The organism is Cupriavidus sp. 05N38 (assembly GCF_056397345.1).
Window position 1 is genome coordinate 1 of sequence record NZ_JBFTNF010000089.1, and the last position, 24628, is coordinate 24628.

The following is a 24628-nucleotide window of genomic DNA, read 5'->3' on the forward strand; positions in this document are numbered from 1 at the left end:
GCCCGCAGGCGCGGCGGCGGGCCTGGCGGCGGGCGCCGCGGCGCCGCCCGGGCGGGCGAAGGCCTCTACGTCGGCGCGCAGGATGCGGCCGTGCTCGCCGCTGCCGCGCACCTTGCCCAGGTCCACGCCGGTCTCGCGGGCGAGCTTGCGCACCGCCGGGCTGGCGTAGGCAAGGGCAAAAGCGGCTTCGTCGACGCCACCGGATGCGGCAGCGGCGGTGGTAGTGGCAGCGGTAGCGGCGCCAGCGGGCGCGGCAGTAGCTGCAAGCGCGGCTGCCACGGCGGGGGCTGCGCCCGTCGCCGCCGGCGCATCGCCGGTGGCCAGCGCCATGATGATGCTGCCTTCGCTGACGGTATCGCCCACCTCCACGCGGATCTCCCGCACCACGCCGCCCAGCGGGGCCGGCACGTCCATGGTGGCCTTGTCGGACTCCAGCGACAGCAGCGCATCCTCGGCCTTCACGGTATCGCCGACCTTGACGAAGATCTCGATCACCGGGATGTCCTTGAAGTCGCCGATGTCGGGAATGCGCACTTCGGCCAGCCCGGCCGGCGCGCTGACCGGGGCGGGCGGCGCGCTCACGCTGGGCTTGGCCGCTTCCGCCGGCGCGGCGGCGGCAGTGCCGGCCCCGGCGCCTTCGAATTGCATCAGCACGCTGCCTTCGCTGACGGCATCGCCCAGCTTGACGTGGATCTGCTTGACCACGCCGCCGTGCGGCGCGGGCACTTCCATGGTGGCCTTGTCCGACTCCAGCGAGACGAGCGGGTCCTCGGCCTTGACCAGGTCTCCCACCTTGACGAACAGCTCGATCACCGGCACGTCCTTGAAGTCGCCGATGTCGGGCACCTTGATTTCAATGGCTTGGTTCATTGTCTTTATTCCTTCGCCTCTCAGACCGTCCACGGCGCTGCGCGCTCGCTATCCACCCCGTATCTGGCAATGGCCTCGGCCACCACCGCGGGCTTGATCGCGCCGTCATCGCTCAGCGCCTTGAGCGCGGCCACGGCCACGTGGTAGCGGTCCACCTCGAAGAAGCTGCGCAGCTTGGCGCGGTAGTCGCTGCGGCCAAAGCCATCGGTGCCGAGCACCACGTAGCGGCGCCCGGCGGCGTGCACGTATTCGCGCACCTGGTCGGCGTAGTTGCGCATGTAGTCGGTGGAGGCGATCACCGGGCCGTCATGGCCCGCCAGGCTCGCCTCGACCCAGCTCTTGCGGCGCGGCTCGGTGGGGTGCAGCAGGTTCCAGCGTTCCGTGGCCATGCCGTCGCGGCGCAGCTCGTTGTAGCTGGGGGCGCTCCAGATGTCGGCGGTGACGTTGAAGTCCGCCTTCAGCAGTTCGGCCGCCGCGATCACCTCGCGCAGGATGGTGCCGCTGCCCATCAGTTGCACGCGCAGCCCGCCCTTGCCGGCCTTGCCGCCGTCCTTGAGCAGGTACAGGCCCTTGAGGATGCCTTCCTCGGTGCCGGCGCCGGCGCCCGCTTCGGCCAGCCCCGGGTGCGTGTAGTTCTCGTTCATCAGGGTGATGTAGTAGTACACATCCTCCTGCTGCTCGTACATGCGGCGCATGCCCTCGCGCACGATGGTCACCACTTCATAGGCGAAGGTAGGGTCGTAGGAGACACAGTTCGGGATGGTGCCGGCGATGATGTGGCTATGGCCGTCCTCGTGCTGCAAGCCTTCGCCGTTGAGCGTGGTGCGCCCGGCGGTGCCGCCCAGCAGGAAGCCGCGCGCGCGGATATCGCCCGCCAGCCACGCCAGGTCGCCCACCCGCTGCAGCCCGAACATCGAGTAGTAGATGTAGAACGGGATCATCGGCACGTTGCTCGTGCTGTACGAGGTCGCGGCCACAATCCAGCTGGACATCGCGCCGCCTTCGTTGATCCCTTCCTGCAACACCTGGCCGTCCTTGGACTCGCGGTAGTACATCAGCTGGTCGGCATCCTGCGGCTTGTAGAGCTGGCCGACCGACGAATAGATGCCGAGCTGGCGGAACATGCCTTCCATGCCGAAGGTGCGCGATTCATCGGGCACGATGGGCACCACATGCTTGCCAATGGCCTTGTCCCTGACCAGCGTGCCCAGCATCTGCACGAAGGCCATGGTGGTGGAGATCTCGCGCTCGCCGGTGCTGTCCAGCAGGCGCTGGAAATTGGACAGCGGCGGGATCTCCAGCGAGGCGGACTTGCTGCGGCGTGCCGGCAGGTAGCCGCCCAGCGCCGCGCGCCGGGCGCGCAGGTACTGCATCTCCGGGCTGTCCTCGGCCGGCTTGATAAAGGGCACGTCGGCCAGCTGGTCGTCGCTGACCGGAATCTGGAAGCGGTCGCGGAAGCCGCGCAGGGCGTCCTGCGTCATCTTCTTGGCCTGGTGGGCAATCATCTGGCCTTCGCCGGATTCGCCCATGCCATAGCCCTTGACCGTCTTGGCCAGGATCAGCGTCGGCTCGCCGGTGTGCTTCACGGCCGCCGCGTAGGCGGCAAACACCTTCTCGGGATCGTGGCCGCCGCGCGTGAGGCCCCAGATTTCCTCGTCGCTCATGTCGGCGACCAGCGCCTTGAGCTCCTCGTACTTGCCAAAGAAGTGCTCGCGCACATAGGCGCCGCTCTTGCTCTTGAAATCCTGGTACTCGCCGTCGACGCATTCTTCCATGCGCTTTAGCAGCAGGCCGCTCTTGTCCCTGGCCAGCAGCTTGTCCCAGCCTCCACCCCAGACCACCTTGATCACGTTCCAGCCGGCGCCGCGGAAGACCGATTCCAGCTCCTGGATGATCTTGCCGTTGCCGCGCACCGGGCCGTCCAGCCGTTGCAGGTTGCAGTTGATGACAAAGATCAGGTTGTCCAGCCGCTCGCGGCCGGCCAGCGAGATCGCGCCCAGCGATTCGGGTTCGTCCATCTCGCCGTCGCCCATGAAGGCCCAGACCTTGCGCGCCGCCGTGTCCGCCAGGCCGCGGCCTTGCAGGTACTTGAGGAAGCGCGCCTGGTAGATCGACATCAGCGGCCCCAGGCCCATCGACACGGTGGGGAACTGCCAGAAGTCCGGCATCAGCCAGGGGTGCGGGTAGGAGGACAGCCCGGTGCCGCCGGTCTCCTGGCGGTAGCCCAGCAACTGCTGCTCGGTGAGCCGCCCTTCGACAAAGGCGCGGGCATAGATGCCCGGCGCGCTGTGGCCCTGGATGTAGAGCAGGTCGCCGCCATGGGTGTCGGTGGGCGCGTGCCAGAAGTGGCCAAAGCCAATGTCGTAGAGCGTGGCCGCCGACTGGAAGCTGGCGATGTGGCCACCCAGCTCCGACGATTCCTTGTTGGCGCGCAGGATGATCGCCATGGCGTTCCAGCGGATGATCGAGCGCAGGCGATGCTCGATGGCGCGGTCGCCGGTCGATTGCGCTTCGTCCTTGGGGGCGATGGTGTTGCGGTAGCCCGTGGTCAGGGAGCGCGGCACATAGAGGCCATCGCGTCGCGCCTCGTCCACCAGCGTATTGACCAGCTGGTTGGCGCGCTCGGCTCCGCGGTGCTGGGTCACCGCTTGCAAGGACTCAAGCCATTCCGCGGTCTCGATAGGATCGAGATCGCCCGCTTCTCGTGCGCTCATAGTGTCTCCACGTGTTCTGTTTTGGTTGTGTCAGGTGCTGCAGTGGCAGAGCTATTCAGCAAGAGATGTGCCACGGCAAGCGCGGGGATGCGGGTTACGCAAGTGATTGATTGGAAAGGAATCCCGCCGTGGCAGTCCGGCTGCCCGGTCGGGAATCCATATTCAGGCGGGGTGATCGTTATGAGATTTCATGCGGGGGTGTCAGGGAATACCCGCGCCTGGACGGCCCGGGGTTGTAGCGACGGCGCCTCGGTAATGTCCTCGGCCTCCAGGGCCCCCGCGGCATCGGGGTCCTGCGCGGCGCCAAGCTCACCTTCCCATTTGGCAACGACGGCCGTGGCGATGCTGTTGCCGATGACGTTGGTGGCGGTGCGGCCCATGTCGAGGAACTGGTCGATGCCCAGGATCAGCAGCAGGCCGGCTTCCGGCAGGTTGAACATCGGCAGGGTCGCCGCCACCACCACGATGGAGGCACGGGGCACGCCGGCAATGCCTTTGCTGGTGACCATGAGCACCAGCAGCATGGTGATCTGCTGGGTCAGGCTCATCTGGATGTTGTAGGCCTGGGCGATGAACAGCGCGGCGAATGCCTGGTACATCATCGAGCCGTCGAGGTTGAACGAGTAGCCCAGCGGCAGCACGAAGCCGGTCACCTTGTTGGGCACCCCGAACTTCTCCATCTGCTCCATGGTCTTGGGGTAGGCCGCCTCGCTGCTGGCGGTGGAGAACGCCAGGATCGTCGGCTCGCGGATCAGCTTGAGCAGCGTGAACACCCGGGTGCCCAGGAACAGGTAGCCCGCCGCGGTCAGCACCAGCCACAGCACCAGCAAGCCCAGGTAGAAGCCGCCGATGAACTTGCCGTAGGTAAACAGCACGCCAATGCCCTGCACCGTGATGGCGGCGGCGACGGCGGCAAACACGCCGAGCGGCGCGAAGCGCATCACGAAGTCGGTGACGCGCAGCATGATCGCCACCAGTTCCTCGATCGACGCCACCAGGTGATGGCCCACCTTGCCCTTGAACGACGCAATGGCAAAGCCGAAGAACAGCGAGAACACCAGGATCTGCAGGATCTCGTTCTGCGCCATCGCCTCGAACACGCTCTTGGGGAAGACGTGCGTGATGAAGTCCTTCAGGTTCAGCGTGGAGGTCTTGAGGTTGGTGGCCGCGCCGATTTCGGGCAGTGGCAGGTTCAGTGCATGCCCGGGCTGCAGCAGGTCCACGAAGAACATGCCGAGCAGCAGCGATATCAGCGACGCGGTGATGAACCAGCCGAGCGCCTTGATGCCGATGCGGCCCACGGCGCTGGCGTCTTTCATGCCGGCGATGCCCGCCACCAGCGTGCCAAACACCAGCGGCGCGATGATCATCTTGATCAGCCGCAGGAAGACGTCGGTGACGATGGAGAAGTAGCTGGCAATCTCCTTGGCCATGGCCGCATCGGGCACGAGGCGGTTGCAGAGATAGCCGGTGACGATGCCCAGGACCATGGCGATCATGATCCGGGTTGTGAGCTTGTTTGCCTTCATTGTGCGTTGTCTCCAGCAGTTGCGGCCAGATCCTGGTCTGACCGTCGGAATCGGGGCAGGGCGGGGGCGGTGGGGCCGGTGGGGCCTTGCCTGGCGCCGGACACGCCTTGCCCCCCGGATCAGCGCGCGCGGGGCGCCAGGCTCAGCTGGGTCGGCTGCGTCAGCACTTCCGGGCGCAGGATCTGGTCCAGTTCCTCCCGGGTCAGCAAGCCCTTTTGCAGCACGATCTCGTACACGCTGCCGCCGGTGGCATGGGCCTCCTGCGCCACGGCGGTGGCGTTGGCATAGCCGATGTACGGGTTCAGGGCGGTCACGATGCCGATGGAGTTCTCGACCGTGGCCCGCAGGCGCTCTTCGTTGGCGGTGATGCCGTTGACGCAGCGTTCGGCCAGCGTCAGGCAGCCGTTGCGCAGATGGCTCACGCTCTTGAACAGGCTGTGCGCGATGATCGGCTCGAAGGCGTTGAGTTGCAGCTGGCCGGCTTCGGCCGCGAAGCTGACCGTGATGTCGTTGCCGATGACCTCGAACGCGATCTGGTTGACCACCTCCGGGATGACGGGGTTCACCTTGCCGGGCATGATGCTGGAGCCTGCCTGCATGGCCGGCAGGTTGATCTCGCCCAGCCCGGCGCGCGGGCCGCTGGACAGCAGCCGCAGGTCGTTGCAGGTCTTGGAGAGCTTGACCGCCACGCGCTTGAGCACGCCGGAGAGCTGCACAAAGGCGCCGCAATCCTGCGTGGCCTCGATCAGGTTCGGCGCGGTCATCAGCGGAATGCCGGTGATCTCCTTGAGCCGCTTGAGGATCAGCGGCGCGTAGTCCGGGTGCGCGGTGATGCCCGTGCCGATGGCGGTGGCGCCCATGTTGATCTCGCAGATCAGCAGGGCCGCTTCGCGCAGCCGCTCCTCGTCCTCGCCGAGCATCACGGCGTAGGTGCTGAACTCCTGGCCCAGCGTCATCGGCACGGCGTCCTGCAACTGGGTGCGGCCCATCTTCAGGACATGCCTGAACTCTTCGGCCTTGCGCTCGAAGGCGCGCCGCAGCACACCCATGGCATCCACCAGGCCCAGGATGCCGAACCAGGTGGCGACCTTGAGCGCCGACGGGTAGACGTCGTTGGTGCTCTGGCCGATGTTGACCTGCTCGTTCGGGTGCAGGTACTGGTACTCGCCCTTGTTGTGTCCCAGCAGTTCGAGCGCGCGGTTGGCGATGACCTCGTTCGCGTTCATGTTGGTCGAGGTGCCCGCGCCGCCCTGGATCACGTCGACGACGAACTGGTCGTGCAGCTTGCCCCCGAGCAGTTCCGCGCAGGCCGCCACGATGGCGTCGCAGCGGGGCTCGTCGAGCAGGCCCAGTTCATGGTTGGCCAGCGCGGCCGCCTGCTTGATGTAGGCCAGGGCCTTGATGAGCTCGGGGTAGATGGAGATGGGGGTGCCGGTGATCGGAAAGTTCTCTACCGCGCGCAGGGTGTGCACACCGTAGTAGACGTCCGCCGGGACCTCGCGATCGCCCAGCAGGTCATGTTCGGTTCTAAAGGTTCGAGCGGTCATTGCATTGCGCCTCGCAAATTTGCATCAGGGAGGACCCGACTCTAGATAAACCGCCGACAGGTGGCGACTATGATGCGAATTTGTCATGGCATGGCGCGAAATACTCATGCGGCACGCTATCGGCAAGGCGCCACGAGGGGCTGGAGAGCGGCAGGCGGGCCGGGATCGCCGGACGATGATTTTTCCGCATATTTCGCTGCGAATTTTGCATCGACGTATCAGGGCTTATACGGATCCGGGCGCTTTTTGGTTGCCGTATCATCGCCCGCTCATCACCTGTCGTCACCATTTGGCGGGCACTCGCCGAGCGCCTGATATCCACCGCATGGAGAAAACCATGAAGCGTTTTGCACGTCTTAATACTCTCAGCGCCTTGCTGCTTGCCGCCAGCCTGACCACCGGCGTTGCCCATGCCCAGCTTGCTCCCTCCGCCCCTGCCGCCGGCGCGCCGGCACAGGCCAGCGAAGCCCGCAAGGCCAATATCGTGATCATCGGCACCGGCGGCACCATCGCTGGCGCCGGTGCCGCCGCCACCAATACCGCCGCCTACCAGTCGGCGGTGGTGCCGGTGGACAAGATCATCGCCTCGGTGCCCGAGATCTCGAAGATCGCCAACGTCAAGGGCGAGCAGGTCTTCCAGATCGGCTCGGAGAGCTTCAACAACGAGCGCCTGCTCAAGCTTGGCAAGCGCGTCTCGGAGCTGCTCAAGCAGCCGGACGTGGATGGCATCGTGATCACCCACGGCACCGACACCATCGAGGAAACCGCTTACTTCCTCAACCTCACGCTCAAGAGCGACAAGCCGGTGGTGGTGGTGGGATCGATGCGTCCGGGCACGGCGCTGGGCGCGGACGGCGCGCTTAACCTGTACGACGCGGTGCTGGTGGCGTCCAGCCCGGAATCGCGTGGCAAGGGCACGCTGGCCGTGCTGAACGACGAGATCCACACCGGGCGCGACGTCACCAAGACCAATACCTTCAAGATCGAGACCTTCCGCTCGCCGTTCGGCCCGCTGGGCTACGTGGTGGAAGGCCGCACGCTGTACTACCGCCTGGCGGCGCGCCCGCACACCATGCAGACCGAATGGGACATCGACAAGATCGACAAGCTGCCTGAAGTTGCCGTGGTGTACGCCTACGGCAACGTCAATCCGGCCAGCATCGATGCGGCGGTGAAGAACGGCGCCAAGGCCATCGTCTATGCGGCCACCGGCAATGGCAGCGTGGGCGACTACATGGTCGAGCCGCTCAAGGCCGCGCGCGCCAAGGGCGTGCAGATCGTGCGTGCCTCGCGCACCGGCAGCGGCGTGGTGGTCCGCAACGCCGAGCAGCCGGACGATAAGTACGACTGGCTGGTGACGGACGACCAGCTGCCGCAGAAGGCCCGCATCCTGATGGCGCTGGCACTGACCAAGACCAACGACACCAAGGAACTGCAGAAGATCTTCTGGAAGTACTAAGCGGGTAGAAGGCGTGCACCAGTCGAGTACCCGGTACCTTGCGCTTGTCCGCGCGAGGCCGGGGAGGGATGTTGCAATTTCAGCATAATGCCGCGCAAAATTTGCATCGTGCTACCGGGCTTCCACCGATTTGTGCAGTGCCGCGTTGCCGTATGATGTGCCATAGACAGCGCGTCCCCCCTGATGTTGAGTACATTCCATTATGGAAACCAAGTGGCTTGAAGACTTCCTGTGCTTGGCTGAAACGCGCAGTTTTTCGCGCGCGGCAAGCGACCGGCATATCACCCAGTCGGCGTTCAGCCGACGCATCATGGCCCTTGAGGAGTGGCTTGGCGTCAGCCTGGTTGACCGCAGCGTGCATCCGGCAACGCTGACCACGGCAGGCTGGCTGTTCCGCCGGCTGGCCGCCGACCTGTTGCGTGACGCTTATGCCGCACGCGCGCTGCTGAGCAGCCGTCAGCCGCTTGCCGAGAGTGGCCAGGTTATCCGCTTCGCGGTGGCGCACACCCTGGTCTTTACCTTCTTCCCAAACTGGCTCAAGTGCCTGCACGAGCGTTTCGGCTCGTTGAGTGCCTGCGTGCATGCGGTGAACGTGCCGGAGGGCGTGCAGCAACTGGTGGATGACGATTGCGACATCCTGCTGGGCTACCACCATCAGCAACTGCCGATCCTGCTTGACCCGAACGGCTTCCCGTTCCTGATGCTGGGCGTCGAGCGGATCCTGCCGTTCTCGGCACCGGACAAGCAAGGGCAGCCGATCTTCCGGCTGCCCGGCACGAGCGCCAATCGCTTGCCTTTCATGGCCTATTCATCCGGCGCGTTCCTTGGCAACGTGGTCGAGATGATCCTGCTCAATGCGCCGGAGCCCTACGGGCTGCAGCGCTGCTTCGAGACCCATATGTCGGAGGCCCTGAAGGCCATGGTCGTGGCCGGGCACGGGGTGGGCTGGTTGCCGGAGAGCTGCGTCAGCGACGAGCTGAAAGAGGGCAAGCTGGTGGTGGCAGGGCCTGCCGCGTGGGCGACCAGCCTCGACATCCGCCTGTACCGTTCGGTGGCCAGTCCGAAGCCGCTGGTCGAAGAGTTGTGGTCCGCTATCAGCCAGGTGCCGGACCCGCAATTGATGATGCAAAAAACCGCGGAATCGAGCGACTGCGGAATGCTGTAAGGCCGGGTCCCGGGCCGCGGTGGTTGGCGACCCGGGCGGCTACCTTGGCGATTGGCCTCGGGGATCTATCGTCGGTCGATCAGCCAGCCGATCAGCACGCCGACAGCGGCCGCCACGCCGATGGCCGTCCACGGGCTTTCATGCACATAGTCGTCCGCGACGCGCGCCGTGTGGCGGCTCTTTTCCACGACGACGTATTGCACATCGGCGATTTTCTTCTTTGCCTTCTTCAGGCGTTCCTGCACCTTGCCCGGCTCGTCCGCGGMCGGCTTGCCGGGGGCATTGGTGGCATTGGTGGCAGGCACCAACAGGCTATCGACTTCACGCAGCGCGCTACCGGTATTCGACATTTCTTTCTCCTCGTTGAATGGCTACCGCAATGAAAGACCTTATCGCGTTAAAAGGTCCGGCTCATTGGGTCTGGCTAGCATAAGGAACATCCGGCGCGTAAATAAGAGCCAATCGGGATTTGTTGATGGAACCGCCTCCCGGCGGTCCACGCAGGCCTGTGCGTTGCTCGCGCCGGTAGATCAGCCGAGTTCCATGCAGAGGTATTTCATCTCCAGGTACTCGTCGATGCCGTAGCTGGAGCCTTCGCGGCCGAGGCCGGATTGCTTGACGCCACCGAACGGTGCCACCTCATTGGAGATCAGCCCCGTATTGATGCCGACCATGCCGTACTCCAGCGCCTCGGCCACGCGCCACACGCGGGCCATGTCCTTGGAGAAGAAGTAAGCGGCAAGACCGGACTCGGTGTCGTTGGCCATGGCGATGACTTCCTGGTCGTCCTTGAAGCGGAACAAGGGCGCCAACGGGCCAAACGTTTCCTCGCGMGCGACGCGCATGGCAGCGGTGGCATCAGCCACCACCGTGGGCTCGAAGAAGGTGCCACCAAGCGCATGGCGCTTGCCGCCCGTCAGCACCCGTGCGCCATGGACGAGCGCATCGGCGATATGGCTTTCCACCTTGGCGACGGCGTTGGCATCGATCAGCGGCCCTTGCGTGACGCCGCTGTCGATGCCGTGCCCGGGACGCAGGGCGCTCACCGCGCGCACCAGCCGGCTGGCCACCTCCTCGTACACGTTGTCGTGCACATAGATGCGGTTGGCGCAGACGCAGGTCTGGCCGCTGTTGCGGAATTTCGAAGCCAGGATGCCGTCCACCGCGCGGTCGAGATCGGCGTCCTCGAACACGATCAGCGGCGCATTGCCGCCGAGTTCGAGCGAGAGTTTCTTGACCGTGCCGGCGCATTGCGCCATCAGCAGTTTGCCGATGGCGGTGGAGCCGGTGAAACTCAGCTTGCGCACGGCCGGGCTCTCGCACAAGACGCCGCCGATCTGGACCGGGTCGCCGGTGACGACCTGCAGCACGCCGCGGGGCACGCCGGCTTCTTCGGCCAGCGCGGCCAGCGCCAGCGCCGTCAGCGGGGTCTGTTCGGCGGGCTTCACGATCATGGTGCAGCCCGCGGCCAGCGCCGGGCCGGCCTTGCGCGTGATCATGGCGGCGGGGAAGTTCCAGGGCGTGATCGCCGCGCACACACCTATCGGCTGGCGCAGCACCAGCAGCTTCTGGCCGGCGCGCGGGCTGGACAGTACGTCACCGTCCACCCGCTTGGCTTCTTCGCCGAACCATTCGAGGAAGGAGGCCGCGTAGGCGACTTCGCCACGCGCTTCGGCCAGCGGCTTGCCCTGCTCGGCGGTCATCAGTTGCGCCAGGTCTTCCTGGTGCGCCAGCATCAGGTCGGCCCAGCGGCGCAGCACCGCGGCGCGGGCCTTGCCGGTCAGCTCGCGCCACGCCGGCAGCGCGCGCGCGGCGGCCTCCACGGCTTGCCGGGTTTCGGCGGCGCCGCAGCCCGGGACGGTGCCGACCACATCGTGGGTGGCCGGGTTGCGCACCACCAATACGGCGGCGCCGGCGGCGCCGGTCCATTCGCCATCGATCAGGCAGGCGCTGCGCAGCAGCTCGGGTCGTTGCAATTTCAAGGTGTCTCCCACGGTGTCTCCCTTTATGCGGTGATGCCGGCCAGCACCTTCGTCAGCACCACCAGTGCGGCGTCGAACTGGGCTTGCGGGATGGTGAGGGGGTAGAGGAAGCGGATGGTGTTGCCGTACGTGCCGCAGGTCAGCAGGATCAGCCCTGCCTCCATGGCGCGCTGCTGCACCCGCTTGGCCAGCTCAGCGCTGGGCTGCCCGGTGGCCGGATCGTAGAACTCCACCGCGATCATGGAGCCAAGCCCGCGGACGTCGGCAATCACCGGGCAGGTGTGGCTCGCGTACTGCAGCACGGCCTTCAGTTGCTCACCGAGCGCGGTGGCGCGGTCGCATAGATGCTCTTCTTCAATGGCGTCGATCACCGCGTGGGCGGCGGCCACCGCCAGCGGGTTGCCGGCGTAGGTGCCACCCAGGCCGCCGGGCAGCGGCGCATCCATGATGGCGGCGCGGCCGCACACGGCCGACAGCGGCATGCCGCCCGCCAGGCTCTTGGCCATGGTGATGAGGTCGGGCGCCACCGGGTAGTGCGACATGGCAAAGAGCTTGCCGGTGCGGCCGAAACCGGTCTGCACCTCATCGGCGATCAGCAGGATGCCGTGCTTGTCGCACAGCGCGCGCAGCTTCTGCATGAAGTCCACCGGCGCCGGGTGGAAGCCGCCTTCGCCCTGGACCGGCTCGATGATGATGGCCGCCACGCGCTGCGGGTCGATATCCGTCTTGAACAGCGACTCCAGCGCCTGGATGGATTGCTCGGTGCTCACGCCATGCAGGTCGCACGGGAACGGCGCGTGATAGATGTCGGACGGGAACGGCCCGAACCCGACCTTGTACGGCGCCACCTTGCCGGTCAGTGCCATGCCAAGCAGGGTGCGGCCATGGAAGCCGCCCGAGAACGCGATGACGCCAGGGCGCCCGGTATGCGCGCGGGCGATCTTGACCGCGTTTTCCACGGCCTCCGCGCCGGTGGTGAAGAGGGCGGTCTTCTTCAGGCCATCGATCGGCACCAGGGCGTTGATGCGCTCGGCCAGCGCCACGTAGCTCTCGTAGGGCACGATCTGGTACGCGGTATGCGTGAAGCGCTCGAGCTGCGCGATCACCGCCTGCATCACGCGCGGATGGCGGTGGCCGGTATTGAGCACGGCAATGCCACAGGCAAAGTCGGTGTACTGGCGGCCTTCCACATCCCAGAGCGTGGCGTTTTCCGCCCGGTCTGCATAGAAGTCGCACATCACGCCGACGCCGCGGGGGGTGGCAAGGGCGCGGCGCTGATTCAGTTCGAGGTTCTTCATGGGCTCTCCGTRTTGCTTGGTATGGCCCGGGCGGCGCTTGCCGGCCGGGCGCGGTTCTCGCGGGTTTTCGCTGGCTGTCGATCGATCGCGATCGCAACGATGCAGTGCATTTCAACTTCCTTTGGCACTACAATCCAGTACCGCATTCCCATATCTGATGGTGCCAATTGAGATCGATCTGTGGCGACTTGCTGCTTCAGCGCCTGGGTCCGGACGGTCCCGCAGCCCTTGCGAAACCGCTGAATCGCAGTCTTTACGAGTGCATCCGCGGCGCCATCCTCGATGGCAGCCTGGGGCCCGAGACCCGTCTGCCGCCATCGCGTGACCTTGCCTCCGAGCTCGGCATGTCGAGAAATACCGTGATGTTTGCGTACGAGCAGTTGCTGGCCGAGGGCTATGTGCATGCCCGTACCGGCAGCGGCACCTTCGTGGCGGCCACCGCGCCGGAGGCCTATCTCAATGCCAAGGCCAGCCAGGCCAGCAGCGCGCAGGCCCGGGCCATGCCGGGCCTGTCGCCGCGCGGCGTGGAATTGCTGGCCAATGCCTCGGCGTCGCCATCGCAGTGGGGCGCCTTCATGCCGGGCGTGCCGGATGTGACGCGTTTCCCGCACCAGCGCTATGCGCAGATCGCCGCCCGCCTGTGGCGCAATCCGCCGCCCGAGCGGCTCAGCTATTGCCATGGCGGTGGCTTGCCCGCCTTGCGCGAAGCCGTGGCGGCCCATCTGCGGGTGGCGCGATCGGTGCAATGCGACGCCGCCCAGGTGCTGATTACCGAAGGCATTCACCAGGGCATCGACCTGCTGGTCCGCATGCTCGGCATGTCTGGCGAGCACGCCTGGGTGGAGGAGCCCAGCTACTGGGGGATTCGCGGCTTGCTGCAGATGAACGGCATCCACATGATGCCGATCCCGGTCGATGAGGAAGGGCTGACGATTCCGGCGGGGAAGGACGCAGGCCAGCCGCCGCGCTTTATCTTTGTCACGCCATCGCACCAGTATCCGCTCGGCGCCGTCATGAGCCTGACGCGGCGGCGCGCGCTGCTCGAATACGCCCGGCGCCAGGGCAGCTGGATCGTCGAGGACGACTATGACAGCGAGTTCCGTTTCTCCGGCCAGCCAATCCCGTCGCTGCAAGGCATGGAGCCGGATGCGCCGGTGATCTATATCGGCACGTTCAGCAAGACGCTGTTCCCCGGGCTGCGCATGGGCTACATGGTATTGCCGCGCGCGCTGGCCGGCGCCTTCCAGACCGCGCATTCCGAGCTGTACCGCGCCGGCCACCTGATGACGCAAGCCACCGTGGCCGAGTTCATGCAGGCGGGCGACTATGCCGCGCATATCCGCCGCATGCGGCTGCTCTACGGCCGCCGCCGCGCCATCCTGGCCGGGTTGATCGAGCGCTATCTGGGACCCGAAGCGCTGCACCGCTACGGCAGCAATGCCGGCTTGCACCTGGTTCTCTGCCTGCCGGACAGCGCGGACGATGTGGCCATTGCGGAGCAGGCCGGGCGCCGGGGCATCCTGGTGCGGCCGCTGTCTCGGTATTTCCTGGGCAGTGCGGTGCAGCGGGGGTTGTTGCTCGGGTATGCGTGCGTGCCGGAGGAGCAGATAGGGCCGGCGTTCGAGGTATTGCTGGGTTGCTTGCGGGACGTCCGGCTGCTGTCGCACTGAGCAAGACGAGGAGGGCGGCCCCCGGTCCGGTCCCTGGCGTCACGGCTTGCGGACGCCGTTTTTAAGCAGGAAGACTTTGCCGCAAGGTATCATTCGTTCCCGGTTAGCATCCGGTGGGCATCTGGTTTGCGCCCGGCTCACGCGCTAGCGTGGCGCAAGTACGGCACGCGCCACTCCCCGAGCCAGGGATGTTCCGCTTGCGTCTCGCCAGGATTTTTTTGTGATCCGGGCGCGGTTTCAACGATGTAGCCTGTCCGGCGGTTGCCTGGTGGCCGGTTTCGCCACCAAGCCGCACGGATGTGGCCACCACCGGGTTTTGCCGCCCATATAAAAGTGACGGAGCGCCGGCCACCGCCGAAGGCCGCTCCGCGCGACGCGCGACGCATGAAGGCTTCCTGCATGCGTCGCTATCCATAGCCTGCTTGTCGCCAGAACTGGCGCCCGCCGGTTCGCATGCTTGCGAACCACCAGATAAAAGTTCCCTGATGTTTGGATTCCTCCGTAGCTACTTCTCCAGCGATCTCGCGATCGACCTTGGCACCGCCAACACCCTGATCTACATGCGCGACAAGGGCATCGTCCTCGATGAGCCCTCGGTGGTCGCGATTCGCCAGCAGGGTGGCCCCAATCCCCGCAAGACCATCGAGGCGGTGGGCAAGGAAGCCAAGCAGATGCTGGGCAAGGTACCTGGAAATATCGAGGCCATCCGCCCGATGAAAGATGGCGTGATCGCCGACTTCCGGGTCACCGAGCAGATGCTCAAGCAGTTCATCAAGATGGTGCACGACACCAAGCTGCTGCGGCCTTCGCCCCGCATGATCATCTGCGTGCCGTGCGGCTCGACCCAGGTCGAGCGCCGCGCCATCCGCGAATCCGCGCTGGCCGCCGGCGCCAGCCAGGTCTACCTGATCGAGGAACCCATGGCGGCCGCGCTCGGCGCGGGGCTGCCCGTGTCGGAGCCGTCCGGCTCGATGGTGGTGGATGTCGGCGGCGGCACCACCGAGGTCGGCGTGATCTCGCTGGGCGGCATGGTCTACAAGGGTTCCATTCGCGTGGGCGGCGACAGGTTCGACGAGGCCATCGTCAACTACATCCGGCGCAACTACGGCATGTTGATCGGCGAGCAGACCGCCGAGGCCATCAAGAAGACAATCGGCTCGGCTTTCCCGGGTGCCGAAATCCGCGAAATGGAAGTCAAGGGCCGCAACCTGTCCGAAGGCATCCCGCGCGCGTTCACGGTGTCGTCCAACGAAATCCTGGAAGCGCTGACCGAACCACTCAATCAGATCGTGTCGGCGGTCAAGATCGCGCTGGAGCAGACCCCGCCGGAACTCGGCGCCGATATTGCCGAGCGCGGCATGATGCTCACCGGTGGCGGCGCGCTGCTGAGCGACCTGGATCGCCTGCTGGCCGAGGAAACCGGCCTGCCGGTCGTGGTGGCCGATGACCCGCTGACCTGCGTGGTGCGGGGCGCGGGCATGGCGCTCGAACGCATGGACAAGCTCGGCAGCTTCTTCTCCTACGAGTAAGGGCTGGCCGGTCGCAACGAAGAAGGCCGGCCCTCGGGCCGGCCTTGCGCGTCGCAGTCCCGGCGCTTCGAAAGCGCCGAAAGCACCATCGAGCAACCGCGCTTAATCCCCCAGTGCCACCCCCTCGCGGCGCGGGTCGGCGCCGCCGGCCCATGCCCAGGTGCCATCGGGGCGCTGGCGGCGCATGATGGCCTGCGTGCCGCTGGTCATCTCGATCTGCGCGACCTCATGCCCGCGGTCTTTCAGGCCTTGCACCAGGGCCGGGCTGACCAGGCCGGCTTCCAGCTCCGTCGGTCCGTTGCGGCTGCCGAAGTTGGGCATGTTGATGGCCGCCTGCACGTCCATGTTCCAGTCCAGCAGGCCCACCAGCGTCTTGGACACGTACTCGATGATCTGCGAGCCGCCGGGCGAACCCACGGTTGCGACCAGCTTGCCGGTCTCGCGGTCGAACACCAGCGTGGGCGCCATCGACGAGCGCGGGCGCTTGCCGGGCTGCACGCGGTTGGCGACCGCCTTGCCGTTCTCGCTTGGCACGAACGAGAAATCGGTGAGCTGGTTGTTCAGCACGAAGCCGCGCACCATCAGATGCGAGCCGAAATAGCTCTCGACGGTGGTGGTCATGGAAATCGCGCCGCCGGTGTCATCCACCGCGACGATCTGCGACGTGGACACGCGCGGCGGCGAGCGGTCCGGCGCCAGCGCGAGTGTGGCGCCGGGTGGCACGCCGGCCTCCGCCTTGTCCATGCTCTCGTCGCCGATCAGGCTCGCGCGGCTTGCCAGGTAGTCACGGCTCAGCAGCCCCGCCACATTGACGGGCACGAAATCCGAGTCCGCCACATAGAGGCCGCGGTCCGCATAGGCCAGGCGCCCGGCCTCGGAAAGCGCGTGCACAGCGTCGATGCCCGGCTCGACGCCGGCAGGCGTGGCTACCTGTTTGGGCCGCAGCGCGGCGAGCGCGTATTTCGGATCTTTCGCCGCGAGCGCCTGCAAGGTGCCGAGCATCTGCGCGATCGCGATGCCGCCCGACGATGGCGGCGGCATGCCGCAGACCTTCCAGCGCTTGTAGTCGCTGCAGATGGGCGCGCGCTCCCTGGCGCGGTAATCCTTCAGGTCAGCCAGCGAGAGTGAGCCCGGGTTGGCACTCCCGTTGACCTGCTTGACGATCTCGCTGGCAATCGGGCCGGTATAAAGCACGTCTGGCCCGCGCTGCGCGATCTCGCGCAGTGTGTTGGCCAGCGCCGGATTCTTCAGTATGGTGCCGACCGGCCTGGGTTTGCCGTCCGGTGTCAGGAAGTAGGCTGCCATCTCGGGCGAGGCCGGGAGGAACTTGTCGGCGGCGATCTGCGTATAAAGGCGCGGCGAAATCGGGAAACCCTGCTCTGCCAGCGCGATGGCCGGCTCGAACAGCTTGGCCCAGGGCAGCTTGCCATGCTGGCGGTGAGCCAGTTCCAGCGCGCGCAGCACGCCAGGCGTGCCCACCGAACGCCCGCCGATCTGCCCTTCGCTGAAGCTCATGGGCTTGCCGTCGGGGCGCATGAAGAGGTTTTCGCCGGCACCGGCGGGCGCGGTCTCGCGGCCGTCGTAAGCCTGCACGCGCTTGCCGTCCCAGTACATGATGAAGGCGCCACCGCCGATGCCGGTGGCCTGCGGCTCGACCAGCGTCAGCACAGCCTGCATGGCGATGGCCGCATCGATGGCCGTGCCGCCCGCGCGCAGGATCTTGCGGCCGGCTTCGGTGGCCAGGGGATTGGCAGCCGCGGCCATATGCTTGTCGGCGTAAGTGGTGGTCATGCCCGGCCGGTAGCCGGACGAGACTTCCGGCGCCGCGGGCAAGGCCGTTGCCGCGGGAGCGGTTGTGGCCGGCGGCGCCGAGGACACCCCGGTTTGCGTCGAACATGCGCTTAGCAGGGCGAGCGCCAAGGCCAGCGGGCTGCCCCGGCGCATCAATGAAAACTGCTGAGTGGCCATTTCATCATTCTCCTGAAAGGAAAGGCATTCTAGAAATCGATGCTTGCACCCTCGGGGGTGGCAGAGCGGCGTACGGCCTCGATGGCTTCAAGCCGGCGTTTTGCCTCCTCGGGAAAGCGGGCAATGAGCGCGGCAATCAAGGTCTCGCATTGCGCCAGCGCGGGCACCTTCGTATCGAACGGTGAGCCGGTCTGTACAAAGCTGCTTAGCGTGGCCGTGGCGAAGCCGGCGATCGGCGACTTCCACTCGTCGGTAAGCAGGATGATCCTTGCGCCCAGGCGATGCGCCGCGGCGGCAAAGTCGATCACGCTTTTCTGATAGCGGCGATAGTCGAAGACGACCAGCGCATCGTCTGGCCCGATGTCGACCAGTGCCTCGTTCGCCCGCTCCAGGGCAGGCTCGACGAGACGGACCTTGGGACGGATATGCGTCAGGTGCGACGCGAGCCGCGAGGCCAGGAACAAGCTCGATCGTCCGCCGGTGCAGAACACGGCGGACCGCGCATTGCCGAGCAATTCGACGGCGGTGTCGAAGTCCTCCGGCGAAGCGTGCTGCGCCACGCGCTCGACCGACATCGCCAGGCTTGCCAGCGAACCCCGCTGGAAATCGTCTCCGAGTGCTGTGTTGCCTGGCGCGCCGAGCCGGGAGAGCGGCGAATTCATGGCCTCGTCGACCTCCGCCAGGAGCGCTCGCTGAAATGACGGGTAACCGTCGAATCCCAGCTTCACGACCAGCCGGTACACCGTCGGATCGCTGACCCCGGCTTGACCCGCGAGGTTCGAGATGGACGTCAGCGCGGCACTCGGGTAGCTGGCGAGCAGCGTTTCCACCACCTTCAGCTCCGACGTGGTGAAGCCGGCGGCCTGGTCCGCCAGCATTTCCCTGATTGATAACCTGGCCAAGCCGCTCTCCGGAAGGGACTGCCTTGCCACCATGCAGTGGGGCAGTGTTGCGTAATAAACGTTACAGCGCGTGAAACAAATCGGAGAATATCATTGGGCAGTTCGGCAAAGACCGAGTAAAAACCCTCAGTTTCGCCTGGCGGACGCTGCGTGTATTGTTTGTTGGTGAAACACTCGGCTCAGTTCTCAGCTTTTCTTGTAGCGTACGTTACAGACGTCCAGCACGCACCAAGATGTCACTAGCCAAGAGTCAGGACTCAACGAGCAGAGGGAGCGAAGACTTTGAAAGAGACGCCACTGATCGACTGGCTTCTCGGGCGCAGTCACTGGGCGCAACCCGACCGATCGGGCCTCCCCTTGAACCGGCAGTTGTTTGACGACATCCGCGGCGCGATCCTGGCCGGCCAGTTGTCGGCCGGTACGCGCCTGCCGCCGACGCGCGAGGTTGCCAAAGGCCTGAGCATCGCCCGCAACACCGTCCTGTATGCGTATGAGCGCCTCACCGAAGAGGGCTATACGCTGACACAGGGCGGCAGTGGCACCTACGTCGGCAAGGCACCGCCCGATCCCGCGCTGCGCGAGAGTGTGTTCGGCTTGAGCCAGGCGAGCGAGATCGCGCCGCCGCGCGAGGAATCGCGCCTGTCCGCAAGAGCCCGCGAACTGCTCGATGGCGCCGGCGCATCGGACCGGCAGGTGGGCTCGTTCGTGCTSGGCATTCCGGAYGTCAGGCARTTYCCRCGSGCGACATGGCAGCGSCTSATCACCCAGGTCTGGAAAACCGCCTGCCAGGAACAACTGGGCTATGGCACGCGGCACGGCTGCCCGCCGCTCAAGCGCGCGCTGGCGCAATACCTGGCGCTCGCACGCGGCGTCGACTGCTCGCCCGAGCAGATCGTGGTGACGCAGGGCAGCCACCAGGCCATCGACCTGTGCGCCCGCTTGCTCGCCGATCCGGGCGATGTGGTGTGGGTGGAAGACCCAGGCTACTGGGGCGCGCGCAGCGTGTTTCGCGCCGCCGGCCTGAAGGTCGAGGCGGTGCCGGTGGACGCGCAGGGCATGCAGCCCCCGGTTGCGCCGCAGACCGCGCCCAGGCTCATCTTCGTCACCCCGTCGCACCAGTACCCCAGCGGCGTGGTAATGAGCCTGGCACGCCGTCGCTTGCTCACGGAGCTGGCGCATCGCTACGGCGCCTGGATCATCGAGGACGACTACGACAGCGAGTTCCGTTACCACGGCGCGCCCCAGCCATCGCTGCAGGGCCTCGATCCCCATCGCAACACCATCTATGTGGGCAGCTTCTCCAAGGTGCTGTACCCCGGCCTGCGGCTCGGCTTCCTGATCCTGCCGCCGTCACTGGTGGATGCCTTCGCCGTAGCACACTCCGAGTTGTATCGCGGCGGGCAGCTGCAGATCCAGACCGCGCTGGCACTGTTTATCGCGGACGGGCACTACGCCGCCCATATCCGGCGCATGCGCAAGATCTATGGCGAGCGCCAGGCGCTTCTCACGCGGGAATTGCAGCGACGGCTTGACGGCGAGATCGATATCGTCGGCACCGACACCGGGCTGCACCTGACCGTCCTCCTGCGCCGCGCGGAGGATCACCTGGTATCGCGCGCCGCGCTTGCCCACGGGATCGTGGCGCGCCCGCTGTCGTCCTACTACGCGGACCCCCGGCGCTCGCAGAACGGCCTGGTGCTGGGCTACGGTGGGGTCAGCGAGGAGGAGATCGCTCCGGCGGTGGCCAGGCTGGCGGCGGCCATCGAATCGGTCGGCGGGGCCTGAGGCGGGTGGCCAAGACGCGGCGGGCTGCCTCGGCACGCGTTGCGCCGGATCGCAGAAGAACTGCCTCGCGGCCAGCGCCGCGGCAGATAAAGTGCGCTTGCCTCATGCCGCCGTCGTCGTCGTCGCCAAAGCTGGAGGGTCACGGCGCGTGGCGCTCTTCAATCGCGCACAGTCGTGCCGCGCAGTAGGAGAAAGCCGCGATGACCTCATACCCATTGGAGGGAGGGGCCGTTGCCGTAGAGAGTGCAGGCAGGGCGTAGAGGCGGAAAAGCGCCATGCTTGTGTCAAAGGCGGCCAACGAGGCGGCCAGCGAGGCGGGCTGGCCGAAGCTGCTGCCGACTTGGCAGACGGCCTGGGCGATGCCTGTCTATGCTCGGTTCATCGTCTGACACGCATGGAGTATGGCATGGCCTCGCAGCAACGGGAGGAGATCATTCAGCGCCTCTGGGACGACAGGGCACGACTGCCGGAGGATGCCTCGTTGTCGCACATGCGCGAGCACGCCGATGCCCTGTACGACGCGCTTCCCATTCCGGCTGGCGTCCGCTTTGTCGAGGGCAGCGATGTTCCCGGACTGTGGACCATCTCGCCGGGCTCGGCGAGCAATCAGGCGATCCTCTATCTCCACGGCGGAGGGTACGTCCTTCATACCCCTTGCCAGTACCGGACGATGACTGCCGCGCTATCGCGCGAAACGCATCGTGATGTCTTTGCGCTCGATTATCACCGGGCGCCAGAGCATCCTTTCCCACACGCTTTGCACGCTGCATACGAGGCTTACAAGTGGTTGCATGACCGGCTCGGCGAAGATCCCGCTATTGTCCTGGCGGGCGATTCGGCAGGAGGCGGACTTGCCGTGGCGCTGATGCTGATGTGCAAGCTTCACGACATGCCACTGCCCAAGGGGGCTTTCCTGATGTCTCCGTGGACGGACCTGACGCTCAGCGGCGACACGATCCGCACCAAGGCGCTCGTGGACGCGCGCATCTCGCTGGACGCCCTGCGATTCTTTGCGCGAAGCTACCTGCAGGAAGAACACGATCCGCGGCATCCACTGGCGTCGCCGGTGTTTGGTGACCTTGGTGGCTTGCCACCGATACTGATTCACGTGGGCGGAGACGAGATCTTGCTGGACGATGCGACGCGGCTTGCCGCGCGTGCGGCAGTGGCTGGCGTCGACATCGGGCTCCGGGCGTGGCCCGCCATGTTCCACGCCTGGCACATGTGGCATGGCATCTTGCCCGAAGCGCGTCAGGCCTTGCAGGAAGGCGCCGACTTTATCCGCGGGCGCTTCGCGGCTTGAGTGGGAGGACGGCAATGCAAAACGCTGGGATATCTCCACCCATGGAGGTCGCTATTCGCATCGACCCCGCGTCGCTGGCGCGCGTTAGCACCGTGCGCGTTAGCAGGACTGGCCGGTTCCGGCGGACGCAGGAGGCAATGACGCGCATCGGCCTGGCGTTCGCCTTGGACAACATGATCGCCTTGCCACTGCAATGCGATGCGGACGATTGCCTGGCGCGCATCCAGGTCATGTCGTCATCCGCGGTCAGCTGCGCCCTTGCGATCAAGTCCGCGCTGCTGTTCCTAGGGGTGGCAGCGGAACTGGTTTCTCCGCTTGCCGGATTCCACGAGGTATCTGCCCATGACAGAACGCAGTCGTAAACGGGGCCCACGGGGGGCCCGTTCAGCGCAAAGGGTGCGCGTCAACCCACCAGCAGCCGGTGCGTGAACAGCCTGTACAGCGTCCGTACCAGYAGCACGAGGATCACGGTGCTGAGCAGGAAGAGGATAAGACCGGCCAGGGACGTGAGCACCCACGTGTCGGCGTAGAGGGCATATTTCAGGGCGGCATTGGCCAGGGCCGCCATGGGGAAGCTGATTGCCCACCACGACGCCGCGAACGGAATGGAGCGGCGGAACACCTTGAACGACAGCGCGATGAACAGGAACAAGCCGAAGTAGAACAGCAGGCCCGCGAACATGTCGACGTGCCCGGTGATGTTGACATAGGCAAGGAAACCCACTTCGAAGGGCGCGATCATGATCATCAGCGAGGGGACCATGCCGCTGGGAAGCGGCTCGTGATGGACCACGCGGGAAAAGATCATGGTGAAGAACACCAGTGCCACCATCGTGCCCACGGCAATGGCAAACATGTTGACTTCATGCGCCCACGCCATCGGCATGGTGCCGCCGGCGACGGCGATGTCCAGCGTCGCGACACCCGGAATCAGCCATGCCGGCGCGGCGTGCGCCGGATCCTCGCTGCCACGGAGCAGGCGACCGGCAATGACGAACGTGAACGCGATGGTGAGGACGGTGCCGATCGTCCAGACAATCTGTCCGAGGCCTTCGCTGTAGGTGCCGACGATCGACGACAGCAGCAGGATGGCAATGGTCACGGTGCCGAAGAAGTTGCCGGCGATCGGATGGTTGAACTCCGCCTTCACGGCTGCGGGATAGAGCCGCCACTTGGCGAGGTAGCCGGCGGTGAGCGCCAGGAAAGTGGCCATGGCCACGACGCCGACAGCGTCGGCGACGAACAGGTCGGCACCAAAGACCTTATGGGCACCGCGCCATGCCAGGGACAGGCCGGACAGGCCCATGACGGCACCGAACAGGTTGACGTGAAGATGCTTGACCGAGCTGCGCTGATGATGCGTGGGGGCTACGGTCGTGGAGGCGATATTCATGATGTCCTCTGCGTCCTTGAACATCCGGCCACCTCGTGTGATGGGGCGGCCCGGGATTGCGTTGAAAGGATTATGGAAGCGGGATTGGAAGTCCGAAAGGAGGGCGATGTGTCAGTTTCAGCCAACGTGGTGGACTTGGGAGCCACAAGACGAATCCGTCTCGCCCAGGAAGAAGACGGCCCGACCGGGGGCCGCGCGAAGGACGAAAGCCATCGAGGTCACGTGGGAGCTATCTGCCAATGGTCACCACGGCTGGGCTGACGCGGGCGGTCCAACTGACCGGAACAGCGCAGCGGGGGCGCTGCTGCGGTGAAGTTGCCGATAGGCGATCGGGCTCAGGGAAAGGCGGCGCACAAATGCGCGGCGCAGTCCGTTCTGCCCGTTGAAACCGCATTGGTAGGCGATCCTCTTGAGAGGCGTGCCACTCTGCACCAGCAGGCGCCTCGCCATGTCCACGCGGGCGAGCTCGACAAAGTCGGCTGGCGTTGTCAGCGTCTCGCGCTTGAACAGTCGCGAGAAGTTGCGCACGCTCATGCCCGCCCGTTGGGCGAGCGCCTCCACGGTCAGGTCGCGTGCCACGTCGTCGAGGATCCATTCCTGGATATCGCGCATCGCATTCTGCTCGCTGGATTGGACCGCAAGCTGGAGACTCAGTTGGGGTTGCGCCCCGGCGCGCTTAAGGTACATCACAAGCTCTTGCGCCACCTGCAATGCCAGGCCGTTGCCGAAATCTTCCTCGACCATGGCGAGCGCCAGATCCATGCCCGCCGTGACGCCGGCCGAGGTGTAGACCGGGCCGTCCTTCACATAAATATGGTCCGGCTCGATACGGATGTCCGGATAAGCCATCGCGAGGCGCGCGCAGGTTCGCCAGTGCGTGGTCGCGCGTCGGCCTGCCAGCAGGCGCGCCCGCGCCAGCAGGAAGGCGCCAGCGTAGAACGAGCCCAGGCGCCTGACCTGGGTAGCCTGCCGGGCCAGCCAATCGATCAGCGGGCCGTCCTCCTCGTACGCTGCGATATGCGGCCCGCCGGCCACCAGCAGCGTATCGATGTCGTGCCGCGCTTGCTCGAGCGAGGCGTCGGGCAGGAAGCGTACGCCGTTTGACGCGGCGATCGGTGCCGTGTCTGGTGATAGCAGTTGCAGCGTGTATGCGCCGGGATCGCCGAGTTGACGGCAAGCCTCGCTGAATACGTCCATTGGGCCCGCGAGGTCGAGCATCTGGACCCCGGGCAGTGCAAGAAGGGCAATGTGCATGGCGACGACTCCTGCCGCATTGCGCCCATCTTTTGACAGCGTTGCGGCGCTGGTTCGAGGTCGTAGAAGGATAGGGGGCAGGGGCGCGTACCGTCTGCCAGAAACAGGCGATCCCTGTCAAAATCCGCTGACGCATCAACCCTGCAGGAGACCGGCGCCATTTGCGTGGCCTGCGAGTGGCCTGCCGAGCAAGGCGGCCGCCTCGGCGAGGTCGGATGTGCGCCACCCCTCCGTAAAGCGCTCGTAGCACGCCGCCAGCC

General features: G+C 65.9%; 18 protein-coding genes. 7 read left to right on the top strand and 11 right to left on the bottom strand.

Features of this window, described 5'->3' with window-relative positions:
* The 4 genes from AC1DK4_RS36695 to aspA form a co-directional block, all read right to left on the bottom strand.
* The coding region (locus AC1DK4_RS36695; protein WP_477132132.1) for a biotin/lipoyl-containing protein at positions 1-870 on the bottom strand (870 nt) is incomplete at its 3' end.
* 20 nt (positions 871-890) lie between these two features.
* Positions 891-3584, bottom strand: coding sequence for a pyruvate dehydrogenase (acetyl-transferring), homodimeric type (aceE, locus tag AC1DK4_RS36700; protein WP_441622185.1), 2694 nt, complete (start codon positions 3582-3584; stop codon positions 891-893).
* A 188-nt stretch (positions 3585-3772) separates the two neighbouring features.
* Positions 3773-5113 carry a dicarboxylate/amino acid:cation symporter gene (locus AC1DK4_RS36705; RefSeq protein ID WP_441622183.1) on the bottom strand — a complete coding sequence of 447 codons (1341 nt, stop codon included), beginning with the start codon at positions 5111-5113 and terminating at the stop codon, positions 3773-3775.
* Between the two features lie 119 nt (positions 5114-5232).
* The gene (aspA, locus tag AC1DK4_RS36710; RefSeq protein ID WP_441622181.1) at positions 5233-6660 is read right to left on the bottom strand and encodes an aspartate ammonia-lyase; all 1428 of its coding nucleotides are present in this window, start codon (positions 6658-6660) and stop codon (positions 5233-5235) included.
* A gap of 337 nt (positions 6661-6997) precedes the next feature.
* Here aspA and AC1DK4_RS36715 point away from each other — a divergent pair, with 337 nt between their 5' ends.
* Positions 6998-8119, top strand: coding sequence for an asparaginase (locus AC1DK4_RS36715; RefSeq protein WP_441622179.1), 1122 nt, complete (start codon positions 6998-7000; stop codon positions 8117-8119).
* A gap of 202 nt (positions 8120-8321) precedes the next feature.
* On the top strand, positions 8322-9284 hold the full coding sequence (locus tag AC1DK4_RS36720; protein ID WP_441643551.1) for a LysR substrate-binding domain-containing protein: 963 nt from the start codon (positions 8322-8324) through the stop codon (positions 9282-9284).
* A 65-nt stretch (positions 9285-9349) separates the two neighbouring features.
* Here the strand turns inward: AC1DK4_RS36720 and AC1DK4_RS36725 are convergent, their stop codons facing one another.
* The 3 genes from AC1DK4_RS36725 to AC1DK4_RS36735 all read right to left on the bottom strand — a co-directional run bounded on the left by AC1DK4_RS36725 (position 9350) and on the right by AC1DK4_RS36735 (position 12564).
* Positions 9350-9634 carry an ElaB/YgaM/YqjD family protein gene (locus AC1DK4_RS36725; protein ID WP_477132133.1) on the bottom strand — a complete coding sequence of 95 codons (285 nt, stop codon included), beginning with the start codon at positions 9632-9634 and terminating at the stop codon, positions 9350-9352.
* 180 nt (positions 9635-9814) lie between these two features.
* Entirely contained in the window at positions 9815-11266 is a 1452-nt protein-coding gene (locus AC1DK4_RS36730) for an NAD-dependent succinate-semialdehyde dehydrogenase (protein WP_441622173.1), read from the bottom strand.
* A gap of 23 nt (positions 11267-11289) precedes the next feature.
* On the bottom strand, positions 11290-12564 hold the full coding sequence (locus AC1DK4_RS36735) for a 4-aminobutyrate--2-oxoglutarate transaminase (protein WP_441622172.1): 1275 nt from the start codon (positions 12562-12564) through the stop codon (positions 11290-11292).
* Between the two features lie 167 nt (positions 12565-12731).
* Here AC1DK4_RS36735 and pdxR (AC1DK4_RS36740) point away from each other — a divergent pair, with 167 nt between their 5' ends.
* Positions 12732-14234, top strand: coding sequence for a MocR-like pyridoxine biosynthesis transcription factor PdxR (gene pdxR / locus AC1DK4_RS36740; protein WP_441622170.1), 1503 nt, complete (start codon positions 12732-12734; stop codon positions 14232-14234).
* Between the two features lie 485 nt (positions 14235-14719).
* Positions 14720-15763, top strand: a complete 1044-nt coding sequence (locus AC1DK4_RS36745) for a rod shape-determining protein (RefSeq protein ID WP_441622168.1) — start codon at positions 14720-14722, stop codon at positions 15761-15763.
* A gap of 102 nt (positions 15764-15865) precedes the next feature.
* Here AC1DK4_RS36745 and ggt read toward each other — a convergent pair whose 3' ends face one another.
* Positions 15866-17731, bottom strand: coding sequence for a gamma-glutamyltransferase (gene ggt / locus AC1DK4_RS36750; protein ID WP_441622166.1), 1866 nt, complete (start codon positions 17729-17731; stop codon positions 15866-15868).
* Positions 17732-17760: 29 nt separating this feature from the next.
* Entirely contained in the window at positions 17761-18609 is an 849-nt protein-coding gene (locus AC1DK4_RS36755) for a MurR/RpiR family transcriptional regulator (RefSeq protein WP_441622164.1), read from the bottom strand.
* 306 nt (positions 18610-18915) lie between these two features.
* On the opposite strand from AC1DK4_RS36755, the gene pdxR (AC1DK4_RS36760) reads away from it, so the two are divergent.
* The 3 genes from pdxR (AC1DK4_RS36760) (at position 18916) to AC1DK4_RS36770 (ending at position 22083) form a co-directional block, all read left to right on the top strand.
* Positions 18916-20418 (top strand): MocR-like pyridoxine biosynthesis transcription factor PdxR, encoded by a 1503-nt coding sequence (gene pdxR, locus AC1DK4_RS36760; RefSeq protein ID WP_441622162.1) that lies wholly within the window; start codon positions 18916-18918, stop codon positions 20416-20418.
* A gap of 406 nt (positions 20419-20824) precedes the next feature.
* Complete coding sequence (locus tag AC1DK4_RS36765) at positions 20825-21721, top strand: alpha/beta hydrolase (protein ID WP_441622161.1); 897 nt, start codon at positions 20825-20827, stop codon at positions 21719-21721.
* Positions 21722-21762: 41 nt separating this feature from the next.
* Positions 21763-22083 carry a hypothetical protein gene (locus AC1DK4_RS36770; RefSeq protein ID WP_441622158.1) on the top strand — a complete coding sequence of 107 codons (321 nt, stop codon included), beginning with the start codon at positions 21763-21765 and terminating at the stop codon, positions 22081-22083.
* Between the two features lie 41 nt (positions 22084-22124).
* On the opposite strand, the gene AC1DK4_RS36775 is transcribed toward AC1DK4_RS36770, so the two are convergent.
* The gene (locus AC1DK4_RS36775; RefSeq protein ID WP_441622190.1) at positions 22125-23114 is read right to left on the bottom strand and encodes an SLAC1 anion channel family protein; all 990 of its coding nucleotides are present in this window, start codon (positions 23112-23114) and stop codon (positions 22125-22127) included.
* A 243-nt stretch (positions 23115-23357) separates the two neighbouring features.
* Positions 23358-24368 (bottom strand): GlxA family transcriptional regulator, encoded by a 1011-nt coding sequence (locus AC1DK4_RS36780; protein ID WP_441622156.1) that lies wholly within the window; start codon positions 24366-24368, stop codon positions 23358-23360.
* Positions 24369-24628: the final 260 nt, after the last annotated feature.